The organism is Streptomyces mirabilis, from assembly GCF_018310535.1.
Taxonomy (GTDB): Bacteria; Actinomycetota; Actinomycetes; order Streptomycetales; family Streptomycetaceae; genus Streptomyces.
This window is the reverse complement of sequence record NZ_CP074102.1, coordinates 5,648,681-5,666,576: the sequence shown is the minus strand read 5'-3', so window position 1 is coordinate 5,666,576 and position 17,896 is coordinate 5,648,681. Positions and strand designations below refer to the sequence as shown.

Below are 17,896 nucleotides of genomic sequence, written 5' to 3'. Positions count from 1 at the left end.
GCGCGCGGGACGCGGCGCGCGGGACGGCTCGGGGACTGCTCGGGACTGCCGTGAAGCGAGGGGCCGTGGTGTGAACCGATGGGCTCGCGGGGGTCGATAGACAGGGTGTGAGACTGTTCCGCCCCATGGGGGGCCATCGGGAGGACGTGACGGACGCGGCGCTGCTGCGGGCCGTGGCGGACGGGGACTCGGCGGCGATGGCCGCGCTGTACGACCGGCACGCCGGGTGGCTGCACACGCGGCTGACCCGGCGGTGCGCCGATCCCGAGGTCGTGCGGGAGGTGTTGCAGGACACCTTCGTGACCGTGTGGCGGTCGGCGGCCACGCACCGCGGCGCGGAGGCGGGCGGCTGGCTGTGGACGATCGCGGCGCGACGGCTCGTCGACGCGCGGCGGGTGCAGGAGCGGGCCGAGCGCGTCGAGTACGCGACGCACGTGCCCGCGCCCTCCGCCGAGGAGCGCGTGCTGGCGGGCCTGGAGTACGGGGACGTGGGTACGGCCCTGGACCGCATCTCGCCCGAACTCCGCGAGGTGCTGCGCGCCACGGTCGTCGACGGGCTGACCACCCGGGAGACCGCCCGGCTGCTCGGTATCCCGGAGGGCACGGTCAAGACCCGGGCGAGGCGCGCCCGCGCGGAACTGCGCGCGGCGCTCGCGCACCTGAATCCGCCCTCTGCCCCGTTCCTGGACCCATCGCTGCTGGGAGGCACGGCATGACCGGCTGGCACGCGTCCGACGACGTCGTCGCCCGTTACTCGGACGGTTCCCTTCCGGAGACGGACGCCTGGTCCCTGGAGAAACACCTGGAAGGCTGCGGCACGTGCGCCGCGAGGGTCTCGCTCGCGGCCCGGGAGGGGGCGGCGGGGGTGGTGCTGGCGGAGGTGCGGGACGCGGTGCTGACGGCGGTACTCGAGTCGGCGCCGGCCACGGCGGCCAGGCACGCGACGGCCGCCTCGCCCTCCGTGTCGACGCCGACCCCCGCCGCCGTACCGAGCGCATCCTCCGTACCGAGCGCACTCCCCGCACCCCCCGTACCCGCCGCCTCGAGGCGCCCCCGAGCCGTCGGGGGGCGGCTCGGGCGGATCCTCTGGGCGGCCGGGCCCGCCCTGCGCGGGGCCTGGGCGGGGGCCGTCGCGCTGGTCGCCGTGGGGGCGCTCGCGCTCGCCTACGGGGGCGGGCTCGACGGCACACGGCCGTTGCTGCTGGCCGCGGCTCCGGTCGTGCCCGTGGCGGGGGTCGCCCTCTCGTACGGACGGCACGCCGATCCACTGCACGAGATCGTCGCGACATCGCCCTCAGGCGGTCTGCGGCTGGTGCTGATGCGGACGGCCGCCGTACTCGCGGTGAGCGTGCCGCTGCTGACGGGGGCGGGGCTGCTGCTCCCCGCCACCGACCCGCGCCTGCCGCAGGCACCCGCGGCGGCCGCCTGGCTGCTGCCCGGGCTCGCCCTGACACTGGCCACGCTGGCGCTGTCCGGGTACGTGGGCTGCCGTACCGCCTCCGCGGTGGTCGGCGGCGGCTGGCTGCTCGCGCTCGCGGCGCCCCTGATCACGGCCCCCGACCCCGGCCTGACGGCCCGTCTCGCACAGCAGCTCTCCCTCTATTTCACCGGAGCCTCGCCGCAGTGGGGCTGGGCCACCGCGGCCGCGCTCTGCGCCCTCCTCCTCGCCGCGCGCCGTTCCGCGTACGACCGTCTGGAGACGATGTGAACCCCCTTGGTAGGCCCGGCACTTCGATGACGGACGACGCCCTGGGCACCGCGACCGCCTCCATACGAGTCTCGGGGCTGACCGTGCGGCACCGCAGGACCACCGCGCTGGACGCCGTCGACCTGGACTTCGGTCCCGGCGTCCACGGTCTGCTCGGCCCCAACGGTGCGGGCAAGACCTCCCTCATCCGGGTCCTGGCGACGATCGCGGAGCCCACCGCGGGCCGGGTGCGGATGCTCGGCAACGACCTCCGTCACCGGCACAAGCGCGGTGCGGTCCGCCGCGAACTGGGGTATCTGCCGCAGGACTTCGGGTACTACCCGGGGTTCACGGTGCGGGAGTTCGTGGCGTACGTGGCCTGGCTGAAGGAGGTACCGGCCGCTGCCGCCCCGGCCGCGGTCGAGCACGCCGTCGCCCGGGTCGGGCTCGCCGACCGTATCGACGCGAAGGTCAAAACGCTGTCGGGCGGCATGATCCGGCGCGTCGGCATCGCCCAGGCCATCGTGAACGACCCCCGCGTCCTGCTCCTCGACGAACCCACCGCGGGTCTGGACCCCGAGCAGCGCGTGGAGTTCCGGGCCCTGCTGCGGGAGCTGGGCCGGACCGCCACGGTGATCGTCTCCACCCACCTGGTGGAGGACGTGGCCGCGGCCTGCACGGACGTCACCCTGATCGAGGCCGGCCACGTCGCCTACCGCGGGACACCCCAGTCCCTCGCCGCCATCGGCGCCGACGGCCACGAGTCCGACGGCAACGCGATCGAGCGCGGATACACCACGGTCCTGCGCGGCCACCGCGCCTCGACGGGGGCCGCCCGGTGAACGTACGCATCCAGCCCGACGGGGAGCGCGCGCCGACCACGCACCCCCAGTCCGACGAAGAGCAGCCTCGGCCCCCGTCCCAAGGAAGCCCCCGGATGGGCGCACCGACCCGGGAGACGCCCGCCCGGAGGGCGGGTTGCGCCCCCCACCCCCTCCGCGTCGAGTCCCTGCGCGGGTTCGCCCCCTGGGCGGCCTGGGCACTCCTGCTCGCTCTCGCCTGGACGCTCGCCGCCACGTCGGCGCAGTGGCAGGGCAGTTGGGGTGTGACGACGGGCAAGCTGAGCACCGCGGCCGGCGTCATCGGCGTTCCGTTCGCGCTCGCGGCCGGCGCATGGCAGGGCGGCCGGGAGCGACGGCTGCGGATGACGGAGCTGCGGGCCTCGACCGCTCGTACCCCGCTCGCGCAGCTCCTGACGGCCGCCCTGCCGCTCGCCTGCTGGCTGGCGGTGGCATACCTCGTGGCGGTGGCGGGCGTGCTGCTCGCCTGCGCGCCGTACGCGTCGGCGGGCGGTCCGGTCCCGACCGTCTTCGCCGGGGCCGCGCTCTCGATCGCCGCGTGCACGCTGCTCGGTCAGGTGGCCGGGCGGCTGCTGCCCTGGCGGCTGACCGCTCCCACGCTCGCGATCTGCGGATACGTCCTGTACGGCACCCTCGGCCTCTCGGAGTCGGGCTTCCGCAACCTCGCCCCCGCCTACCTGAGCCTGGTCGGCGACGACGACGTCCCGGTCTGGTGGTATCCGCTCGTATCGGCCCTGTGGCCGGCCGGGCTCGCCGCCACCGCGGCCCTGGCCCATGCCGCGTACCGCCGAGCCACCGCGCTGCTGCCACTCGCGGCCGCGTTCGGTGCCGCGGTCGTCCTGGTCCACACGGGTGACGGCATGCTGCGCGACAACCCGCTCGCCCACCGCCAGGTGTGCGACGAGTCCACGACCCCGCGTGTCTGCGTCAACGCCGTCCACCCGGGCATGCTGCCGGACGTGGCCCGCGCCCTGTCCGGTCTCACCGGCCGGCTGAAGGGCGTGCGGAACCTGCCGGTGCGCTTCGAGGACCTGCCGCGCTCCCCGCGCGAGGACGAGGCACAACTGCCGATGCTCACCCCGTTCGGCTGGAGCGCCGTCCGCGGCAAGGTGACCGATCCGGAGCGGTACGCCTGGGAGGCCGCCGTGCTGCTGGTCCGCCCGGAGTGCGAGGAGTCGCCGTCCGCGCAGCGGGTCCAGGTCATCGACACTGTGGTCCTGCGCTGGCTGGCCCCGGATTCCGGTCACGAGAACCTGCGCAGGCACCGGGTGGCGGTCGCCCGGCAGCAGGGTGACGCGAAGGAACTCGCGACGTTCCGCGCCGAGGACAAGGCGTACGCGCACCTCACCGCCATGGCCGACGACGAGCGCCGCTCCCTGCTCAGCCGCTACTTCGCCACGGCCCACGACTGCGACCCGAACCCGAGCGAGGTCCCGTCCCTGTGAACTCCCCGCGCAGAGTCACCCCGCCGACCGCGCTCGCCCTTTACGCCCGCTCCCGCGCCATCCCGACCACCCTGGCCGCGTTCGCCTGTGCCGCCCTCCTCACCACCTTCTGGGTGGCGGGCCGCCCGGACGCCTTCCTCGACCCGTACCGCAGGGTCCCGTTGCTCTCCCTCGCCCCGCTGCTGGCCTCGGCGGCGATCGGGCTGAGCCTCCACTCGTACGCGCGGGACCTGGACGACACCGCCGTACGCCCCTGGTGGCCGAGGCGCCTGGCTCATCTGCTGGTCCTCAGCGCGGTCGCGGCGACGGTGCTCGCGCTCGCCGTACCGGGACAAGCACAGGTGTTCGGTTCGGCGGGGATGGTCCGCAACACACTGGGCGCCGTCGGCATCACGGCGGTCGGGGCGGTTCTGTTCGGTGCCCGGGCGAGCTGGATGCCGACGATGCTGTATTTCAGCGCCGTGTACCTGTCGGCCGCCTCGCCGCGCATGAGCGGGGAGACAATCCTCACCTGGCCCATGCAGCCGGGCCCACAGCACGGCGCCTGGGCCGCCGCCCTCGCACTCCACGTACTGGGCTCGGCACTCTACGTGGCGCGCGGCGCCCGCCCCGAAGGACCCCGCGCCTGACGCGGGGCCGCACGGGGCGGACCACGGGTCACCGGGGCCAGGGAACACAAAGGCCCGGATCGTCAGGCGGAAATGCCGTCGATCCGGGCCATCGCATCCTCCGCGCCGTACGGCTGCAGGTAGGGCAGCCAGCGCGGGTCCCTATGCCCCGTTCCGATGATGCGCCAGGCGAGCCCCGTCGGCGGGGCGGGTTTGTGGCGCAGGCGCCAGCCGATCTCGACCAGGTGGCGGTCGGCCTTGGTGTGGTTGCAGCGGCGACATGACGCCACCACGTTGTCCCAGGCGTGCTGACCTCCGCGGGAGCGCGGGATGACGTGGTCGACGCTGGTTGCGACGCCACCGCAGTACATGCACCGGCCGCCGTCGCGGGCGAACAGTGCCCGACGGGTCAGCGGAACGGGCCCCCGGTAAGGGACCCGTACGAACCTCTTCAGCCGGACCACGCTGGGTGCGGGGACAGTAACGGTTGCGCTGTGCATAAAGGCGCCGGATTCCTCGAGGCAGATGGCCTTGTTCTCGAGGACGAGGACGAGCGCGCGGCGGAGCGGTACGACGCCGAGTGGCTCGTACGACGCGTTGAGGACCAGGACATGCGGCACGGATGCCTCCTTGTACGCCGGCGGCGCGTGGCTCGCGCCGGGACGATCTGCAGTCAGTCTCCCCTCTTGCCTGGTGGAAGCGCCACCATGTCCCGGTAACGGGCTGGGAGTGTTTTCGACCACACCCTCTTTCATCCCCAGGTGAGTACGGTCTCTCCCTCGAACATTGCAACGATCCACACACGATGCCCCGTTAGTGTGGTGGTTCTGCCCGTCGCTGCCCTCACATGTCCCCGAGCCGCGGGCGGACCGCTACGCCCTGGAGGTACCTGCCGTGTTCTTGACCGCCCTGTTGGCTTCGGGGTCCACCCCGTCGCCGTCCCCCTCGGCGACGACGGACCCGACGACCGCCACGCTTCAGGACGCCCAGCAGAGCGCGACCAACGCCGCCAGCTGGGTCGAGCAGAACTGGTCCACGTGGCTGGCGATCGGTCTGCGCGTCCTGTTGATCCTGGTGATCGCGGGGGTACTGAGAGTGGTGGTGCGGCGGGCGATCACCAAGCTCATAGATCGCATGACCCGCACGGTCCAGGCGGTCGACGGCACGGCCCTGGGCGGTCTGCTGGTGAACGTCGAGCGCCGCCGGCAGCGCTCGCAGGCGATCGGCTCGGTCCTCCGCTCGGTCGCGTCCTTCCTGATCATGGGCACCGCCGCGCTGATGATCCTGGGCACGTTCCAGATCAACCTGGCCCCCCTGCTGGCCTCCGCCGGTGTCGCGGGTGTGGCGATCGGTTTCGGCGCCCGCAACCTGGTCACGGACTTCCTCTCCGGCGTCTTCATGATCCTTGAGGACCAGTACGGCGTCGGCGACACGATCGACGCGGGGGTCGCCTCCGGCGAGGTCATAGAGGTGGGCCTGCGTGTGACGAAGCTGCGCGGCGACAACGGCGAGATCTGGTACGTCCGCAACGGCGAGGTCAAGCGCATCGGCAACCTCTCCCAGGGCTGGGCCACGGCCGGCGTCGACGTCACGGTCCGCTCGAACGAGGACCTGGACAAGGTGAAGCGCACCCTCGACGAGGTCGCCGAGGCGATGACCAAGGAAGAGCCCTGGAACGAGCGCCTGTGGGGCCCGATCGAGGTCCTCGGCCTCGACAGCGTCCTGCTCGACTCGATGGTCGTCCGCCTCTCGGCGAAGACCATGCCCGGCAAGTCCCTCTCCGTCGAACGCGAACTCCGCTGGCGCGTCAAGCGCGCCTTCGACGCCGCGAACATCCGCATCGTCGGCGGCCCCACGGTGCCCCCGGAGGAGGAGCCCGTCGACCCGACCGCCGCGGTGGCGGCCCCGTCGGTCCTCGGCAACCCGGCCTCCCCCCAGTCGGAGGCGACCGCCCCCATCCCGGCCCCCGCCTCGGCCCCGTCCGCGCCGAGCGCACCGAAGTAGGCCCCGGCCGTACGTGCCCTACGTGAGAGGGGCGGCACCCGGGTGTTCCGGGCGCCGCCCCTCTCACGTAGGAGCAAGCACACAGCTCCGGCATCCCCTCGCACGTAGGAGCAAGCCCACAGCTCCGGCGCACGCATGAGCAAGCCCATGACTCCGGCATCAGCCGAACCAGCTCACCTGCACCACCACGATCCGCTCCCCGCGGACGTCCGTCAGATAGTCGAACATGAGCAACCCTCTGCTCTCGGTCCGCACGCCCGGCCCCGGTCCCGTGTAGGCCGCCCCCTCCAGGAAGACCATCGATTCGCGGACGGCGATCTCGTTGGCCAGCCGCTCTACCTCGGCGCACGCCACATCCGGGAGCCCGTCCAGCAGGTCGTCCTGAAACGGCTCCCAGTGTCAGTCAGCCACCGGCGACCTCACGGTGCGCGGCCCGCACGATCTCACCGGCCTCACGGATGGCGCGGTCCCGCACAACCGGGTCCGGGCTGCTGACCGCCTGCTCGGCGGCGTGCAGACGGCGTGCCGTCTCGGGGTGCCGCTCGATCTCGACGACGACGCCCCACTGCCGGTAGAACATGCGGATCGGTACGACACTGTCCTCGTCGCCGGCCCGTACGAAGGCCTTCTGCAGGTCCTCGAAGAACTCGGGGAGGCGGGACGGCGCGACCGTGGCCACCGCCTGCCGCAGGGCCGGAAGCGTGAGCTCGGGCTGGGGAATGAGCGGACCGTCCCCGTCCGCGTACGGCATGGTCATCGGCCGCCCCTTCCGCTCGTCCAGCGCCCTTTCGGCACGTGCCCACGCTAGCGCCATTCCTGTCACTCCTCCGCGCCCGCGAACAGATCGGCTCGCCCTGCCAGGTCCCACTCCGCGTACACGGTCTTGCCGATACTCCGGGGCTCGCCGCCCCAGCGTTGGGCCGGCGCCCCGACCAGTAACAGGCCCCGCCCGAACGGGTCGGTGCCCTCCGTCGCACGCGGAAACGGCAGCCGCTCGCCGCGCGGGTCGCTCACCTCGACCCGGAGTACGGAGTCGGCGGCCGTGATGCGTACGCGAATGAGCCGGTCCCGGAGGCTGCCGTGCAGCAGCGCGTTGGTCATCAGCTGCCCCCAAGGAGAGCAGGTCGCTACTTTCGGTGTGAACGGACCACACCCCCGAGCTGCAACACGACGTCCACCACCGCCACGACGGTCACACAGTCCTGCACCGACAGGTCAAGCGCGCCGCCAAGCTGACCACCGACGCCACCCCCGAGCCGGTGACGAAGGGGTCCAGCACGGGCACGGCGACCGCCACGGGCGACTACGTCGACGTGAAGTAGTCGGACTTCTGCTCCTCTTCAAGTGGTCCTCGCGGCCGACGCGTCCGTTGCCGCGTGCTCAGCGGCTCAGCCGGTCGAACCCGAACGGAGCGAGGGCCCGGGGACGGTCACCGGTGCGGATGTACTCGGCGAGTTCGTGCCCGGTGACCGGGCCCAGGGTGACGCCGAGCATGCCGTGGCCGGTGGCCGCGAAGGCGTTGTCGTGGCCCGGGACGCGGTCGATCACCGGGAGTCCGTCGGGGAGGAACGGGCGCCCGCCGACCCAGGGGTCGCGGATCAGGCTCACCAGGTCGTCCGGGTCGTCGAACCAGCGGCCCAAATAGTGCCGGCTCGCGAGGGCGACGGCGACGATCCGGCGCCAGTCGAGGCGGTTGTTGTTGCCGCTCAGTTCCATCGTGCCGCCGATCCGCGTGGTGCCGCCGATGGGGGAGGCGACGGCCCTGCGTTCGCCGAAGTAGAGGGTGTGCCGGGGCGCCGGGTCCAGGTCGACCGAGAAGCTGTACCCCTTGCCCGCCTGGAGGGGCAGCGGACTGCCAAGGGAGCGCAGCAGGTCCGGGGAGCGCATGCCGGCCGCGATCACGACGGCCGAGCAGGGGATCTCGCCCTGGGCGGTGCGCAGTGCGGCGACCCGTCCGCCGGCCGTCCGGAATCCGGTGGCCTCCGCGTTCTCGTGGACCTTCACGCCCTGGGCCGCCAGTGCCTCCCCGAGCGCGCGGGCGAACGCTTCCGGGTCGACCACGCCCTCACCCTCGACGAGGTAGGCCGCGCGCACCCCGGGCGACAGCGCGTCGTCCAGCAGACGCGCCTCGGGACCCGTGGTGACGTCGTCGGGCATCGGATAGCGGCCGTCCGCCATCTCCCGCTGGACCGCGAGGTGGTGCCGGGCCTCGGTCTCCGACAGGAAGGCGTGCACCATGCCGGGCCGGGTCAGCGTCGTGTCGACCCCGGCCTCTCGCAGGCCGTCGAAGAGGTCGAAGGTGCTGTGGTTCAGCTCGGCGATCGCCGTGTAGCCGCGCCGGAACGCGGCCGGCGTGCTGCTGCGCCAGAACCGCCACAGCCACCGTACGAACGCCGGGTCGGGGAGGGGACGTAGATAGAGGGGCGAGTCCGGCCGGCCCAGCGAGCGCAGGGCGTAGCGCACCGCCCCTGGTGCCGGGACCGGTGTCGAATGGCTGAGGCAGACCCAGCCCGCGTTGCCCCGGGACACCCCGGAGCCCAGGCCGCGCCGCTCGACGACCACCACCGGGACACCGGCCGCGGCCAGGTAGTACGCCGTGCACAGGCCCACCACACCGCCGCCGACGACCACGACCGGGGCGTCACCGACCGGCCCCGCCGTACCGAACGCACTGGTCATGACGCGGTTCCGTACGAGGCGAGGAACTCCCGGGTGCGGGTCTGAGCGGGTTGGTCGAGGACGTTCTCGGGCCTGCCCTCCTCCACGATCCGGCCGCCGTCGACGAAGACGACATGGTCGGACACCTCGCGGGCGAAGGGCAGTTCGTGAGTGACCAGCAGCATCGTCATTCCGTCCGCGGCGAGTTCCCGCATCACGCCGAGTACCTCTCGGGTGGCCTCCGGGTCCAGGGAGGACGTGGGTTCGTCGAAGAGCAGGACCTCGGGTTTGAGGGCGAGGGCCCGCGCGATGGCGACGCGCTGCTGCTCGCCGCCGGAGAGCTGGTCGGGCTGGGCGAGGGCGCGGTGAGCGACCTTGACCCGGCGCAGCAGGGCCACGGCCCGCTCCAGCGCCTCCTTTTCGGGGATGCCCGCCTTGCGCTGCGCCATGACGACGTTCTCCACGGCCGTGAGGTGCGGGAAGAGGTGGAACCGCTGGAAGACCATGCCGACGGTGCGGCGCAGCCGGGGCAGATCGCGGCAGACCATGCGGCCGCCCTGGTGCACGACCTCCCCGGCGACCTCGACCGTGCCCTTGTCGGGCCGTTCCAGCAGGTTGACGCAGCGCATCAGGGTCGTCTTGCCGCCGCCGCTCTGCCCGATGACGCTCACGATGCGGCCACGGTCGACCTCCAGGTGTACGTCGTCGAGCACGAGCCGGCCGTCGAAGGACTTGCTCAGGCCCTCGATCCGTACGACCGCGTCAGGGGCCGATGACTCGGCGGTTTTCACCGTTGTCTCAGCGGTGGTCTTCGCCGTGGTGACGGGCTCGGTCATACCGCCGCCTCCTTCACTCGTACGTCCACGGTCGCGTCGTCGGCGAGCAGGGCGCGGGCCGCCCGCAGGCGCCGTCGTCTCCTGGGGGACAGGGGGACGCCCGCCACCACCTTCCGCTCCAGCAGCAGAAGGAGCTGGGAGAGCGGGTAGCAGAGGGCGAAGTAGATGGCCGAGATGACCAGGTACACCTCCAGCGCCCGGAAGGTGGCCGAGGTGATGAGCCGCCCCTCGGACATCAGCTCGGCGGCGGAGACGGTGACGAGCAGTGAGGTGGACTTCAGCAGGTCGACCAGCATGGTGTTGGTCCCGGGCAGTGCCAGCCGGAGGGCTTGCGGCAGGACGATGTGGCCGAAGATGCCCGCCTTGCCCAGGCCTAGCGCCTCGCCCGCTTCCGTCTGCCCGGCGTGCACGCCGCTGATCGCGGAGCGGAAGATCTCGGACAGGTAGGCGGCGTAGAAGACGATCAGGCTGAGGCAGCCGGCGGTGAACACGTCCAGCCGGACACCTGCCGAGGCCAGGCCGAAGTAGGTCAGGAAGATGATGGCCAGCAGCGGGATGTTCTTGAACACCTCGGTGTAGACGGCGGCGACGGCACGGGCCGGCCATGCCTTGCTCAGCCGCAGCAACGCCACGGCCAGACCGAGCAGCACCGCGCCTGCGAAGCTCACGACCGTGTAGGAGACGGTGCGCCAGAGCGCGTCGAGCAGGTCGGGCCGGTATGCGGACCAGGGGACTTGGAAGAAGCCGGACATGTCATCCCCTCACTGCGCGATGGACGGCGGCGTCCAGTCCTGGGGCCTGTCCACGCCCCGCCGGGCGGTGGCGACATCGGCGGAGGGCTTGAGGAACTGCTCGGGGTCGCCGCCGTACTTCTTGACGAGCTTCGCCAGCTCGCCGTTCTTGTACATGGCGTCTATCTGCGCGGAGATCGCCGTCTCCAGCTTGGTGGCCTTCTTGGGGAGGTAGAAGCCGGTCTGGTACGGCTGGAAGTACGCGTAGGTCGGCTTCGCCTTGACCTGTGCGGCGGTCGGCGGGGTCAGATACTCCGTGTCGATCTTCAGCTCCGGCCGGGCCTTCTGCGCCGCGATGATGATCAGGGGGTCGAGGAAGCCGACATCGACCCGGCCCGCGCCGAGGTCGTCGAAGACCCCGTTGGCGTCGGGGTAGGCATGCAGCTTGGCGCCGGGCACGTCCTGGATCGACTTGACCCAGACATAGCCCTCGACGGTGCCCAGGTTCAGGCCCTTCAGATCGTCGACCGTCTTGTACGTCTTCCCGGACCGGACGGCCATCGCCGGGGGCGAGTAGTAGGGCGGGTCGGTGAACAGCCCCTGTTTCTGCCGGTCGGCGGACCAGGCGACACCGCCGATGGTGATGTCCACCCGACGGGACTGCACCCCGGCGAGCATGCCGGCGAAGTCCGTCACCTGGGGCTTGACCTCAAGTCCCAGTTTCTTGGCCGCGTAGTTGAGGATGTCGCCGTCAAGGCCGACGATCTTGCCGCCCTGGACGCTGGTATAGGGCGCGTACGGCTGTACGGCCACCTTGATGACGCCGGGCGTGAGCGTGCCCAGCGCGGCGGTCTTCGCGGACACGTTCTTCGGGGCGTCGTCGTCGCCCGAGCCACAGGCGGCGGCCGTCGAGAGCAGGAGAACTACGGACAGAACAGAAACAAGCGGACGCACACGGGTCATCGGCTTGGCCTTCCGTATCGGCACTGAAGGAAGCTGAGGGAAGCTGAAGGAACCCGCCGTTTCACCGCGCTGTGCCCGCGGCGGGGATCTGTTGGGCCCATACGCTAGGCAGCGGCCCGCCGAACGTCACCGTTAACTTCGTACGAACTTCTGGTCGAAATCGCTCGATCCCCTGTACGGTGCGTCCACCCCCGGCAGCCCCTCGACGGGAGGAACACCCGTGCTGAGCCCGTCACTCGCGCAGGAAATCGCCGGGGACACCTCCGCGGTCATCGGTTTCAACGTACTGATCACTGATGCGGAGGGCATGGTCATCGGCAGCGGCGACAGCAGCCGGGTCGGCACCTTCCACGAGGCGTCCGTCGAGGTGATCCGCACCAAGGAACCCGCCACCCACAGCGCGTCGCAGGCCCAGCAGCTGACGGGGGTACGCCCCGGGGTCACCCTGCCGCTGGTCACGAACGGACAGGCCGTGGGGACGGTCGGGATCACCGGTACGCCCGCCCAGGTGCGCCGCTTCGGGCTGCTGGTGAAGCGCCAGACGGAGATCCTGCTCCGGGAGTCCGTGATGCTGCGCTCCCGCCTGCTCGCGGAGCGGGCCGCCGAGAAGCTGCTCGCCGACATCGCCGCGTACGACCCCCATGTCGTGGAGGGCGAGTTCCTTCTTTTCCGGGGTGCCGAACTGGGCTTCGACCTGCGACTACGACGGGTCGCGGTGGCGTTCGAGGTGACCGTGCCCGACGCGGGCGCCCGACGCCAGGGCGCGCCCACCCGGGACATGCCGCTGGTCCGTTCGGAGCTGCTGCGCACGGTCCGTGAGGTCTTCGCCGATCCCCAGGACGTCGTCGCCGGCACGGCGCCCGGCTGGATCGGCGTCCTGCACCGACTCCCCGCCGACCGTCCAATGGCCTCCCTGGCCGCCGACTGCCGGCGGGTCACCGACGTCATCGCCGCCCAGGACGGTCTCGCCGCCCGCGCCGGCATCGGCGAACCGGCCGCCACCGTCGGCGGCCTGCACGACTCCTACCAGGACGCCTGCGAAGCGCTCCGCCTGGGCGCCCGGCTGGCGGGCACGTCGCCGGTCCACCCGATCGCCGATCTGAGGGTCCACCAGGTCCTGGCCGCGGTCAGCCAGCCCGCCCGCAACCGCCTGCTGGAGCTCACCTCGGCGGACCTGCGCGCCCAGCCGGACTGGCCGGTGCTCCGCGACACCATCACCGCCTGGTGCGAGAACGGGTTCAACCTGGTGGCGGCGTCCGCGGCCCTGCACATCCACCGCAACACCGTCGTCTACCGGATGAACAAGATCGAGCAGATCACCGGCCGTCCGCTGCGTGAGCACCGGACCACCATGGCCCTGTACCTCGCCTGTCTGACCGATCAGCTGGGCAGTGGCACCATCCCCGCCGAAGGGTGACCCGACGACCCTCCCCAGGTAACGACTTTGTTGCCACCGGCGGCCGGTATTGACGCCTCCATCGCCTGAGGCCTACGTTCCCCCCACCGAATAGGAAACTTTCCTAACAGTGACCACCCGGTGGACTTCCCAGCAGCCACGCTGAGAAGCTGGGCAGTTGAAAGGCAGGTGTCGACAAACATGGCAGGATCCGCCGGTACGCCGGGCACCCCGCGCGTCCTGCGCGCCATGAACGACCGCGCCGCCCTCGATCTGCTGCTCGCGCACGGACCGCTCTCGCGGACCAGGATCGGGAAACTGACCGGGCTGTCCAAGCCCACGGCCTCCCAGCTCCTCGCCCGACTGGAGGCCGCCGGACTCGTGCTGGCCACCGGCACGAGCGAGGGGCGGCCGGGCCCCAACGCCCAGTTGTACGCCGTCAATCCGCGGGCCGCCCACGCGGCGGGCCTGGACGTCACGCCCGAGCGCATCCTCGCCGCCGTCGCCGATGTCACCGGCCGCACCGTGGGCGAGTACGAGCTGCTCACCCCGGGCCGGCGCCCCGCGCAGCCCGTCGTACGCCAGGTCACCGACGCCCTCGACGGCGCGGTGAAGGCGGCCGGGCTCGCCAGGGGCGACGTCCAGCGGCTCGTCATCGGGACGCCCGGCGCCTTCGACCCCAACACCGGGCGGCTGCGGTACGCCTCCCACCTGCCCGGCTGGCACTCCCCGAGCCTCCTCGACGAGCTCGCGGCCGCGCTGCCGATGCCCGTCGAGTACGAGAACGACGTCAACCTGGTCGCCATCGCCGAGCAGCGGCTCGGGGCGGCGCGGGGACACGAGGACTTCGTGCTGCTGTGGAACGAGGGCGGCCTCGGCGCCGCCCTCGTCCTCGGCGGCCGACTGCACCGCGGCTGGACCGGCGGCGCGGGCGAGGTCGGCTTCCTGCCCGTGCCCGGCGCACCCCTCGTACGCCAGGTGACCAAGGCCAACAGCGGTGGCTACCAGGAGCTGGCCGGCTCACAGGCCATTCCCAAGCTCGCCCGCGAGCTGGGCATCCAGCCGGTGCCGACCGGGCCCTACGCCGAGGTCGCCGCCTCCCTCGTCGAACAGGCCGCCCGCATCAACGAGGGGCCGCACCTGCGGCTCCTGGAGACGTACGCGACCGGTCTCGCCACCGGTCTCGCCTCACTCGTCTCCGTGCTCGACCCCGAACTCGTCGTGCTCAGCGGCGCCTCGCTCACCGCCGGCGGTGAACCACTGCGCGTCCTGGTGCAGGCCGAGCTGGAGGAGCTGGCCGCCTCCCGACCGCGCCTCGTGGTCGGTGACGTACACGAACACCCCGTGCTGCGCGGCGCGTTGGAGAGCGCGCTGGCGGCCACCCGCGACGAGGTCTTCGACACCTCCCGCTGAGTCCCACCCCTCGACCGACTCCCCCGTCCCACGAACCGTCCCGCGAATCGTTCCGCGAACACCACCACCACCGCCCTGCCCTAGGGAGACCCCGCCATGCCCGGAATATCCAGGAAAGTCGCCACTGCTCTCGCCGCTTCCGCCTCGCTCGCCCTCCTCACCACCGCCTGTACCGGCCAGTCGTCCTCGGGCGCGAGCGACGACGCCTCCAAGGACACGACGATCAACTTCTGGCACGCCTGGAGCGCGCCCGGCGAGATCGCGGGCGTGAAGGCCCTGGTCGCGGGCTTCGAGAAGGCGCACCCCAACATCCACGTCAACATCGTCGCCAACATGACCGACGACAAGATCAACCAGGCCCTGCGCTCCGGCGGCGACAAGGCTCCCGACGTGATCTCCTCGTTCACCACCAACAACGTGGGCAAGTTCTGCTCCTCCGGTGCGCTGGTCGATCTCAACCCCTTCTTCAAGAAGGCGGGAATCGACCCGGCGACGACCTTCCCGAAGGCGATGAACGAGTACACCCAGTTCGACGGCAACCGCTGTACGGTGCCACTGCTCGGTGACGCGTACGGCCTCTACTACAACAAGAACGCATTCCAGAAGGCCGGGATCTCCAGCCCCCCGAAGACCTGGTCCGAATTCGAGGCGGACGCGAAGAAGCTCACCATCTCCAAGGGCGACTCCTACTCCCAGTTGGGCTTCATGCCGAACTACCACGGCTGGGAGTCCACCACCGAGCACTACTTCGGCCAGTTCTCCCCGACGTACTTCGACAGCAGCGGCAAGTCGAACCTCGCCAAGGACCCCGCGTTCACCGCCGGATTCACCCTCCAGAAGAAGCTCGTCGACGAACTCGGCGGCTACCAGAAGCTGGAGAAGTACCGCTCCAAGCTCGGTGACGAATGGGGCCCCAAGCACCCCTTCCACACCGGCCAGGTCGCCATGCAGCTGGACGGCGAATGGCGGCTCGGCATGGCCGAGGACGCCAAGCCGAACTTCGAGATCGGCGTCGCCCCGCTGCCCGTCCCCGACGACCAGGCCGACCAGTACGGCAAGGGCTACATCACCGGCACCATCGCGGGCATCGCGGCCACCAGCAAGAAGCAGAACGCGGCCTGGGAACTGGTCAAATACATGACCACGGACACGGACGCGGTGGTCGGTTTCGCCAACGCCATTCACAATGTGCCCTCCACGCTGGCCGCGCTCAAGTCACCGAAACTGAAGTACGACCCGCGTTTCAAGACGTTCCTGGACATCGCGTCGAACCCGAACTCGACGACAACTCCCGCGTCCATCAACGGCGGTACCTACCTCGTGACGATCCAGCAGTTCGGATACGACTACGAGAGCGGCAAGGCGAAGGATCTGAAGGCGGGTCTGCAGAAGACCGCCGCGCAGATCGACACGGACATCGCGCAGGCGAAGTAGCAGACGGGCACGGACATGAGCACCGTCACACTGGCCTCGAAGCGGCGCCGATCGGCGCTGCGCACCCTCGCCTTCATGTCGCCGTGGCTGATCGGCTTCGCGGTCTTCTTCGCCTATCCGCTGATCTCGACCGTCTATTTCTCGTTCATGCACTACGACGGCTTCAAACCGCCGACGTGGAGCGGGACGAAGAACTGGACCTACGTCTTCGAGCACTACCCGCTGTTCTGGCCCGCGCTGCGCAACACCCTGTGGCTGGTGCTGGTCATGGTCAGCCTGCGGGTCGTCTTCGGACTCGGCGTGGGCCTGCTGATCACGAAGATCAAGACGGGCACGGGCGTCTTCCGCACCCTCTTCTACCTCCCCTACCTCGCCCCTCCCGTCGCCGCGACGATGGCCTTCGCCTTCCTCCTCAACCCCGGCACGGGACCGGTCAACTCGATCCTGGAGAAGGTCGGCATCCCGGCCCCCGGCTGGTTCAACGACCCCAGCTGGTCCAAGCCGGCCCTCACCCTGCTGGCCCTGTGGGGCATCGGCGACCTGATGGTCATCTTCATGGCCGCGCTGCTCGACGTGCCGACGGAGCAGTACGAGGCGGCGGAGCTGGACGGCGCCTCGGCCTGGCAGCGGTTCCGGTACGTCACACTGCCGAACATCTCGCCGATCGTGATGTTCGCCGTGGTCACCGGCGTGATCCAGACCATGCAGTACTACACCCAGCCACTGATCGCCGGGAAGGTCGCCTCGGGCGTCATCCAGGGCGCCGGTACGCAGTTCGAGCCCGGCTACCCCGACAAGTCGACGCTCACCCTGCCGCAGCTCGTCTACAACCTCGGCTTCCAGCGCTTCGACTACGGCTCCGCCTGTGTGGTCGCGCTCGTGCTCTTCGCCCTGTCCATGGTGTTCACCGCGTTCCTGATGCGGCGCCGGGGCGGTCTCATCCAGGCAGGTGACTGACACCCATGACACAAGTACTCGACAAGACCGTGGAGTTGCGGGCCCCGGTCTCGCCCGCCGAGCGCACCGCCCGCCGCAAGGCCCTCCTGGAGTGGGTCGCGATCCACGCCCTCGGCGTCGCCGCCGCCCTCTTCTTCGTCCTCCCCTTCGTCTTCGTCTTCCTGACCTCCCTGATGAGCGACTCGCAGGCACTCAGCCGCGATCTGATCCCGCACACCTGGGAGTGGGGCAACTACAAGAAGGTCTTCGACACCCCCGGCTTCCTCACCTGGTGGAAGAACACCCTGCTGTACGCCGGTGCCGGCACCGCCATGACGGTCGTGTCGTCGATCCCCGTCGCGTACGCCCTCGCCAAGTTCCGCTTCCGGGGCCGGAACCTGTCGCTGATGCTGGTCATCTCGATGATGATGCTGCCGCCGCAGGTCGTCATCATCCCGATGTACCTCTTTTGGGCGAAACAGCTGGACCTGTCCGGCACACTGTGGCCGCTGATCATCCCGATGGCCTTCGGCGACGCGTTCTCCATCTTCCTGCTCCGCCAGTTCCTGATGACCATCCCGAACGAGTACCTCGACGCGGCGAAGGTCGACGGCTGCGGGGACCTGAAGACCCTGCTGAAGGTCGTCCTGCCGATGGCGAAGCCGGGGATCGCCGCCGTGGCCCTGTTCCAGTTCTTCTATGCCTGGAACGACTACTTCGGACCGCAGATCTACGCATCCGAGAACCCCGGCGCCTGGACCCTCTCCTACGGCCTGGAGTCGTTCAAGGGCGCGCACCACACCGACTGGAACCTCACCATGGCCGCGACCGTGCTGGTCATGGCCCCCGTGATCCTCGTGTTCTTCTTCGCACAGAAGGCGTTCGTCGAGGGCGTCACGCTCACCGGAGTGAAGGGTTGACACAC

Annotated in this window: 19 protein-coding genes; 11 read left to right on the top strand and 8 right to left on the bottom strand. The window is 70.7% G+C overall.

Going from position 1 to position 17,896, the window contains the following annotated elements; translation table 11 throughout:
• Positions 1-125: 125 nt before the first annotated feature.
• From SMIR_RS24995 to SMIR_RS24975, 5 genes are all read left to right on the top strand, one after another.
• Positions 126-716, top strand: a complete 591-nt coding sequence (locus tag SMIR_RS24995; protein ID WP_168491600.1) for an RNA polymerase sigma factor — start codon at positions 126-128, stop codon at positions 714-716.
• Entirely contained in the window at positions 713-1,708 is a 996-nt protein-coding gene (locus SMIR_RS24990) for a cupin domain-containing protein (RefSeq protein ID WP_212727408.1), read from the top strand. The genes SMIR_RS24995 and SMIR_RS24990 overlap by 4 nt, the downstream gene beginning before the upstream one ends.
• Positions 1,709-1,734: 26 nt before the next feature.
• Positions 1,735-2,529, top strand: coding sequence for an ATP-binding cassette domain-containing protein (locus SMIR_RS24985; RefSeq protein ID WP_168491602.1), 795 nt, complete (start codon positions 1,735-1,737; stop codon positions 2,527-2,529).
• 95 nt (positions 2,530-2,624) lie between these two features.
• A complete protein-coding gene (locus SMIR_RS24980) occupies positions 2,625-3,992 on the top strand; it encodes a hypothetical protein (RefSeq protein WP_212727407.1) in 1,368 nt (455 codons plus the stop codon).
• The gene (locus SMIR_RS24975) at positions 3,989-4,621 is read left to right on the top strand and encodes a hypothetical protein (protein WP_168491604.1); all 633 of its coding nucleotides are present in this window, start codon (positions 3,989-3,991) and stop codon (positions 4,619-4,621) included. Before SMIR_RS24980 ends, SMIR_RS24975 begins: the two co-directional genes overlap by 4 nt.
• A 62-nt stretch (positions 4,622-4,683) precedes the next feature.
• Here the strand turns inward: SMIR_RS24975 and SMIR_RS24970 are convergent, their stop codons facing one another.
• Complete coding sequence (locus SMIR_RS24970) at positions 4,684-5,220, bottom strand: HNH endonuclease (RefSeq protein WP_067370302.1); 537 nt, start codon at positions 5,218-5,220, stop codon at positions 4,684-4,686.
• A 259-nt stretch (positions 5,221-5,479) separates the two neighbouring features.
• Here SMIR_RS24970 and SMIR_RS24965 point away from each other — a divergent pair, with 259 nt between their 5' ends.
• Entirely contained in the window at positions 5,480-6,604 is a 1,125-nt protein-coding gene (locus tag SMIR_RS24965) for a mechanosensitive ion channel family protein (RefSeq protein ID WP_168501036.1), read from the top strand.
• A gap of 159 nt (positions 6,605-6,763) precedes the next feature.
• On the opposite strand, the gene SMIR_RS24960 is transcribed toward SMIR_RS24965, so the two are convergent.
• The 7 genes from SMIR_RS24960 to SMIR_RS24930 all read right to left on the bottom strand — a co-directional run bounded on the left by SMIR_RS24960 (position 6,764) and on the right by SMIR_RS24930 (position 11,792).
• Positions 6,764-6,958 carry a hypothetical protein gene (locus tag SMIR_RS24960; RefSeq protein WP_168491606.1) on the bottom strand — a complete coding sequence of 65 codons (195 nt, stop codon included), beginning with the start codon at positions 6,956-6,958 and terminating at the stop codon, positions 6,764-6,766.
• Between the two features lie 49 nt (positions 6,959-7,007).
• Positions 7,008-7,361, bottom strand: a complete 354-nt coding sequence (locus tag SMIR_RS24955; protein ID WP_168491608.1) for a hypothetical protein — start codon at positions 7,359-7,361, stop codon at positions 7,008-7,010.
• A 62-nt stretch (positions 7,362-7,423) separates the two neighbouring features.
• Complete coding sequence (locus SMIR_RS24950; RefSeq protein WP_211118712.1) at positions 7,424-7,705, bottom strand: ATP-binding protein; 282 nt, start codon at positions 7,703-7,705, stop codon at positions 7,424-7,426.
• A 279-nt stretch (positions 7,706-7,984) separates the two neighbouring features.
• A complete protein-coding gene (locus SMIR_RS24945; RefSeq protein WP_248002927.1) occupies positions 7,985-9,283 on the bottom strand; it encodes an NAD(P)/FAD-dependent oxidoreductase in 1,299 nt (432 codons plus the stop codon).
• A complete protein-coding gene (locus SMIR_RS24940) occupies positions 9,280-10,098 on the bottom strand; it encodes an amino acid ABC transporter ATP-binding protein (protein WP_168491610.1) in 819 nt (272 codons plus the stop codon). The genes SMIR_RS24945 and SMIR_RS24940 overlap by 4 nt, the downstream gene beginning before the upstream one ends.
• On the bottom strand, positions 10,095-10,850 hold the full coding sequence (locus SMIR_RS24935) for an amino acid ABC transporter permease (protein WP_168491612.1): 756 nt from the start codon (positions 10,848-10,850) through the stop codon (positions 10,095-10,097). The genes SMIR_RS24940 and SMIR_RS24935 overlap by 4 nt, the downstream gene beginning before the upstream one ends.
• Before the next feature lie 9 nt (positions 10,851-10,859).
• Positions 10,860-11,792 (bottom strand): substrate-binding periplasmic protein, encoded by a 933-nt coding sequence (locus SMIR_RS24930; protein ID WP_168491614.1) that lies wholly within the window; start codon positions 11,790-11,792, stop codon positions 10,860-10,862.
• Between the two features lie 220 nt (positions 11,793-12,012).
• On the opposite strand from SMIR_RS24930, the gene SMIR_RS24925 reads away from it, so the two are divergent.
• The 5 genes from SMIR_RS24925 (at position 12,013) to SMIR_RS24905 (ending at position 17,891) form a co-directional block, all read left to right on the top strand.
• Positions 12,013-13,209, top strand: a complete 1,197-nt coding sequence (locus SMIR_RS24925) for a CdaR family transcriptional regulator (protein ID WP_168491616.1) — start codon at positions 12,013-12,015, stop codon at positions 13,207-13,209.
• Between the two features lie 180 nt (positions 13,210-13,389).
• Positions 13,390-14,601: an ROK family transcriptional regulator gene (locus tag SMIR_RS24920; protein WP_168491617.1), complete on the top strand. Its 1,212-nt coding sequence runs from the start codon at positions 13,390-13,392 to the stop codon at positions 14,599-14,601.
• A gap of 96 nt (positions 14,602-14,697) precedes the next feature.
• The gene (locus SMIR_RS24915; protein WP_168491618.1) at positions 14,698-16,035 is read left to right on the top strand and encodes an ABC transporter substrate-binding protein; all 1,338 of its coding nucleotides are present in this window, start codon (positions 14,698-14,700) and stop codon (positions 16,033-16,035) included.
• A 15-nt stretch (positions 16,036-16,050) separates the two neighbouring features.
• Positions 16,051-16,992 carry a carbohydrate ABC transporter permease gene (locus SMIR_RS24910; RefSeq protein ID WP_075031872.1) on the top strand — a complete coding sequence of 314 codons (942 nt, stop codon included), beginning with the start codon at positions 16,051-16,053 and terminating at the stop codon, positions 16,990-16,992.
• A 5-nt stretch (positions 16,993-16,997) separates the two neighbouring features.
• Complete coding sequence (locus tag SMIR_RS24905) at positions 16,998-17,891, top strand: carbohydrate ABC transporter permease (RefSeq protein ID WP_168491620.1); 894 nt, start codon at positions 16,998-17,000, stop codon at positions 17,889-17,891.
• Positions 17,892-17,896 lie beyond the last annotated feature (5 nt).

Coding starts and splice junctions, on each gene's coding strand:
- SMIR_RS24980 (WP_212727407.1), top strand. CDS start 2,625: ATGGGCGCACCGACCCGGGAGACGCCCGCCCGGAGGGCGGGTTGCGCC.
- SMIR_RS24945 (WP_248002927.1), bottom strand. CDS start 9,283: ATGACCAGTGCGTTCGGTACGGCGGGGCCGGTCGGTGACGCCCCGGTC.
- SMIR_RS24910 (WP_075031872.1), top strand. CDS start 16,051: ATGAGCACCGTCACACTGGCCTCGAAGCGGCGCCGATCGGCGCTGCGC.
- SMIR_RS24935 (WP_168491612.1), bottom strand. CDS start 10,850: ATGTCCGGCTTCTTCCAAGTCCCCTGGTCCGCATACCGGCCCGACCTG.
- SMIR_RS24915 (WP_168491618.1), top strand. CDS start 14,698: ATGCCCGGAATATCCAGGAAAGTCGCCACTGCTCTCGCCGCTTCCGCC.
- SMIR_RS24920 (WP_168491617.1), top strand. CDS start 13,390: ATGGCAGGATCCGCCGGTACGCCGGGCACCCCGCGCGTCCTGCGCGCC.
- SMIR_RS24985 (WP_168491602.1), top strand. CDS start 1,735: ATGACGGACGACGCCCTGGGCACCGCGACCGCCTCCATACGAGTCTCG.
- SMIR_RS24990 (WP_212727408.1), top strand. CDS start 713: ATGACCGGCTGGCACGCGTCCGACGACGTCGTCGCCCGTTACTCGGAC.
- SMIR_RS24930 (WP_168491614.1), bottom strand. CDS start 11,792: ATGACCCGTGTGCGTCCGCTTGTTTCTGTTCTGTCCGTAGTTCTCCTG.
- SMIR_RS24950 (WP_211118712.1), bottom strand. CDS start 7,705: ATGACCAACGCGCTGCTGCACGGCAGCCTCCGGGACCGGCTCATTCGC.
- SMIR_RS24940 (WP_168491610.1), bottom strand. CDS start 10,098: ATGACCGAGCCCGTCACCACGGCGAAGACCACCGCTGAGACAACGGTG.
- SMIR_RS24905 (WP_168491620.1), top strand. CDS start 16,998: ATGACACAAGTACTCGACAAGACCGTGGAGTTGCGGGCCCCGGTCTCG.
- SMIR_RS24995 (WP_168491600.1), top strand. CDS start 126: ATGGGGGGCCATCGGGAGGACGTGACGGACGCGGCGCTGCTGCGGGCC.
- SMIR_RS24955 (WP_168491608.1), bottom strand. CDS start 7,361: ATGACCATGCCGTACGCGGACGGGGACGGTCCGCTCATTCCCCAGCCC.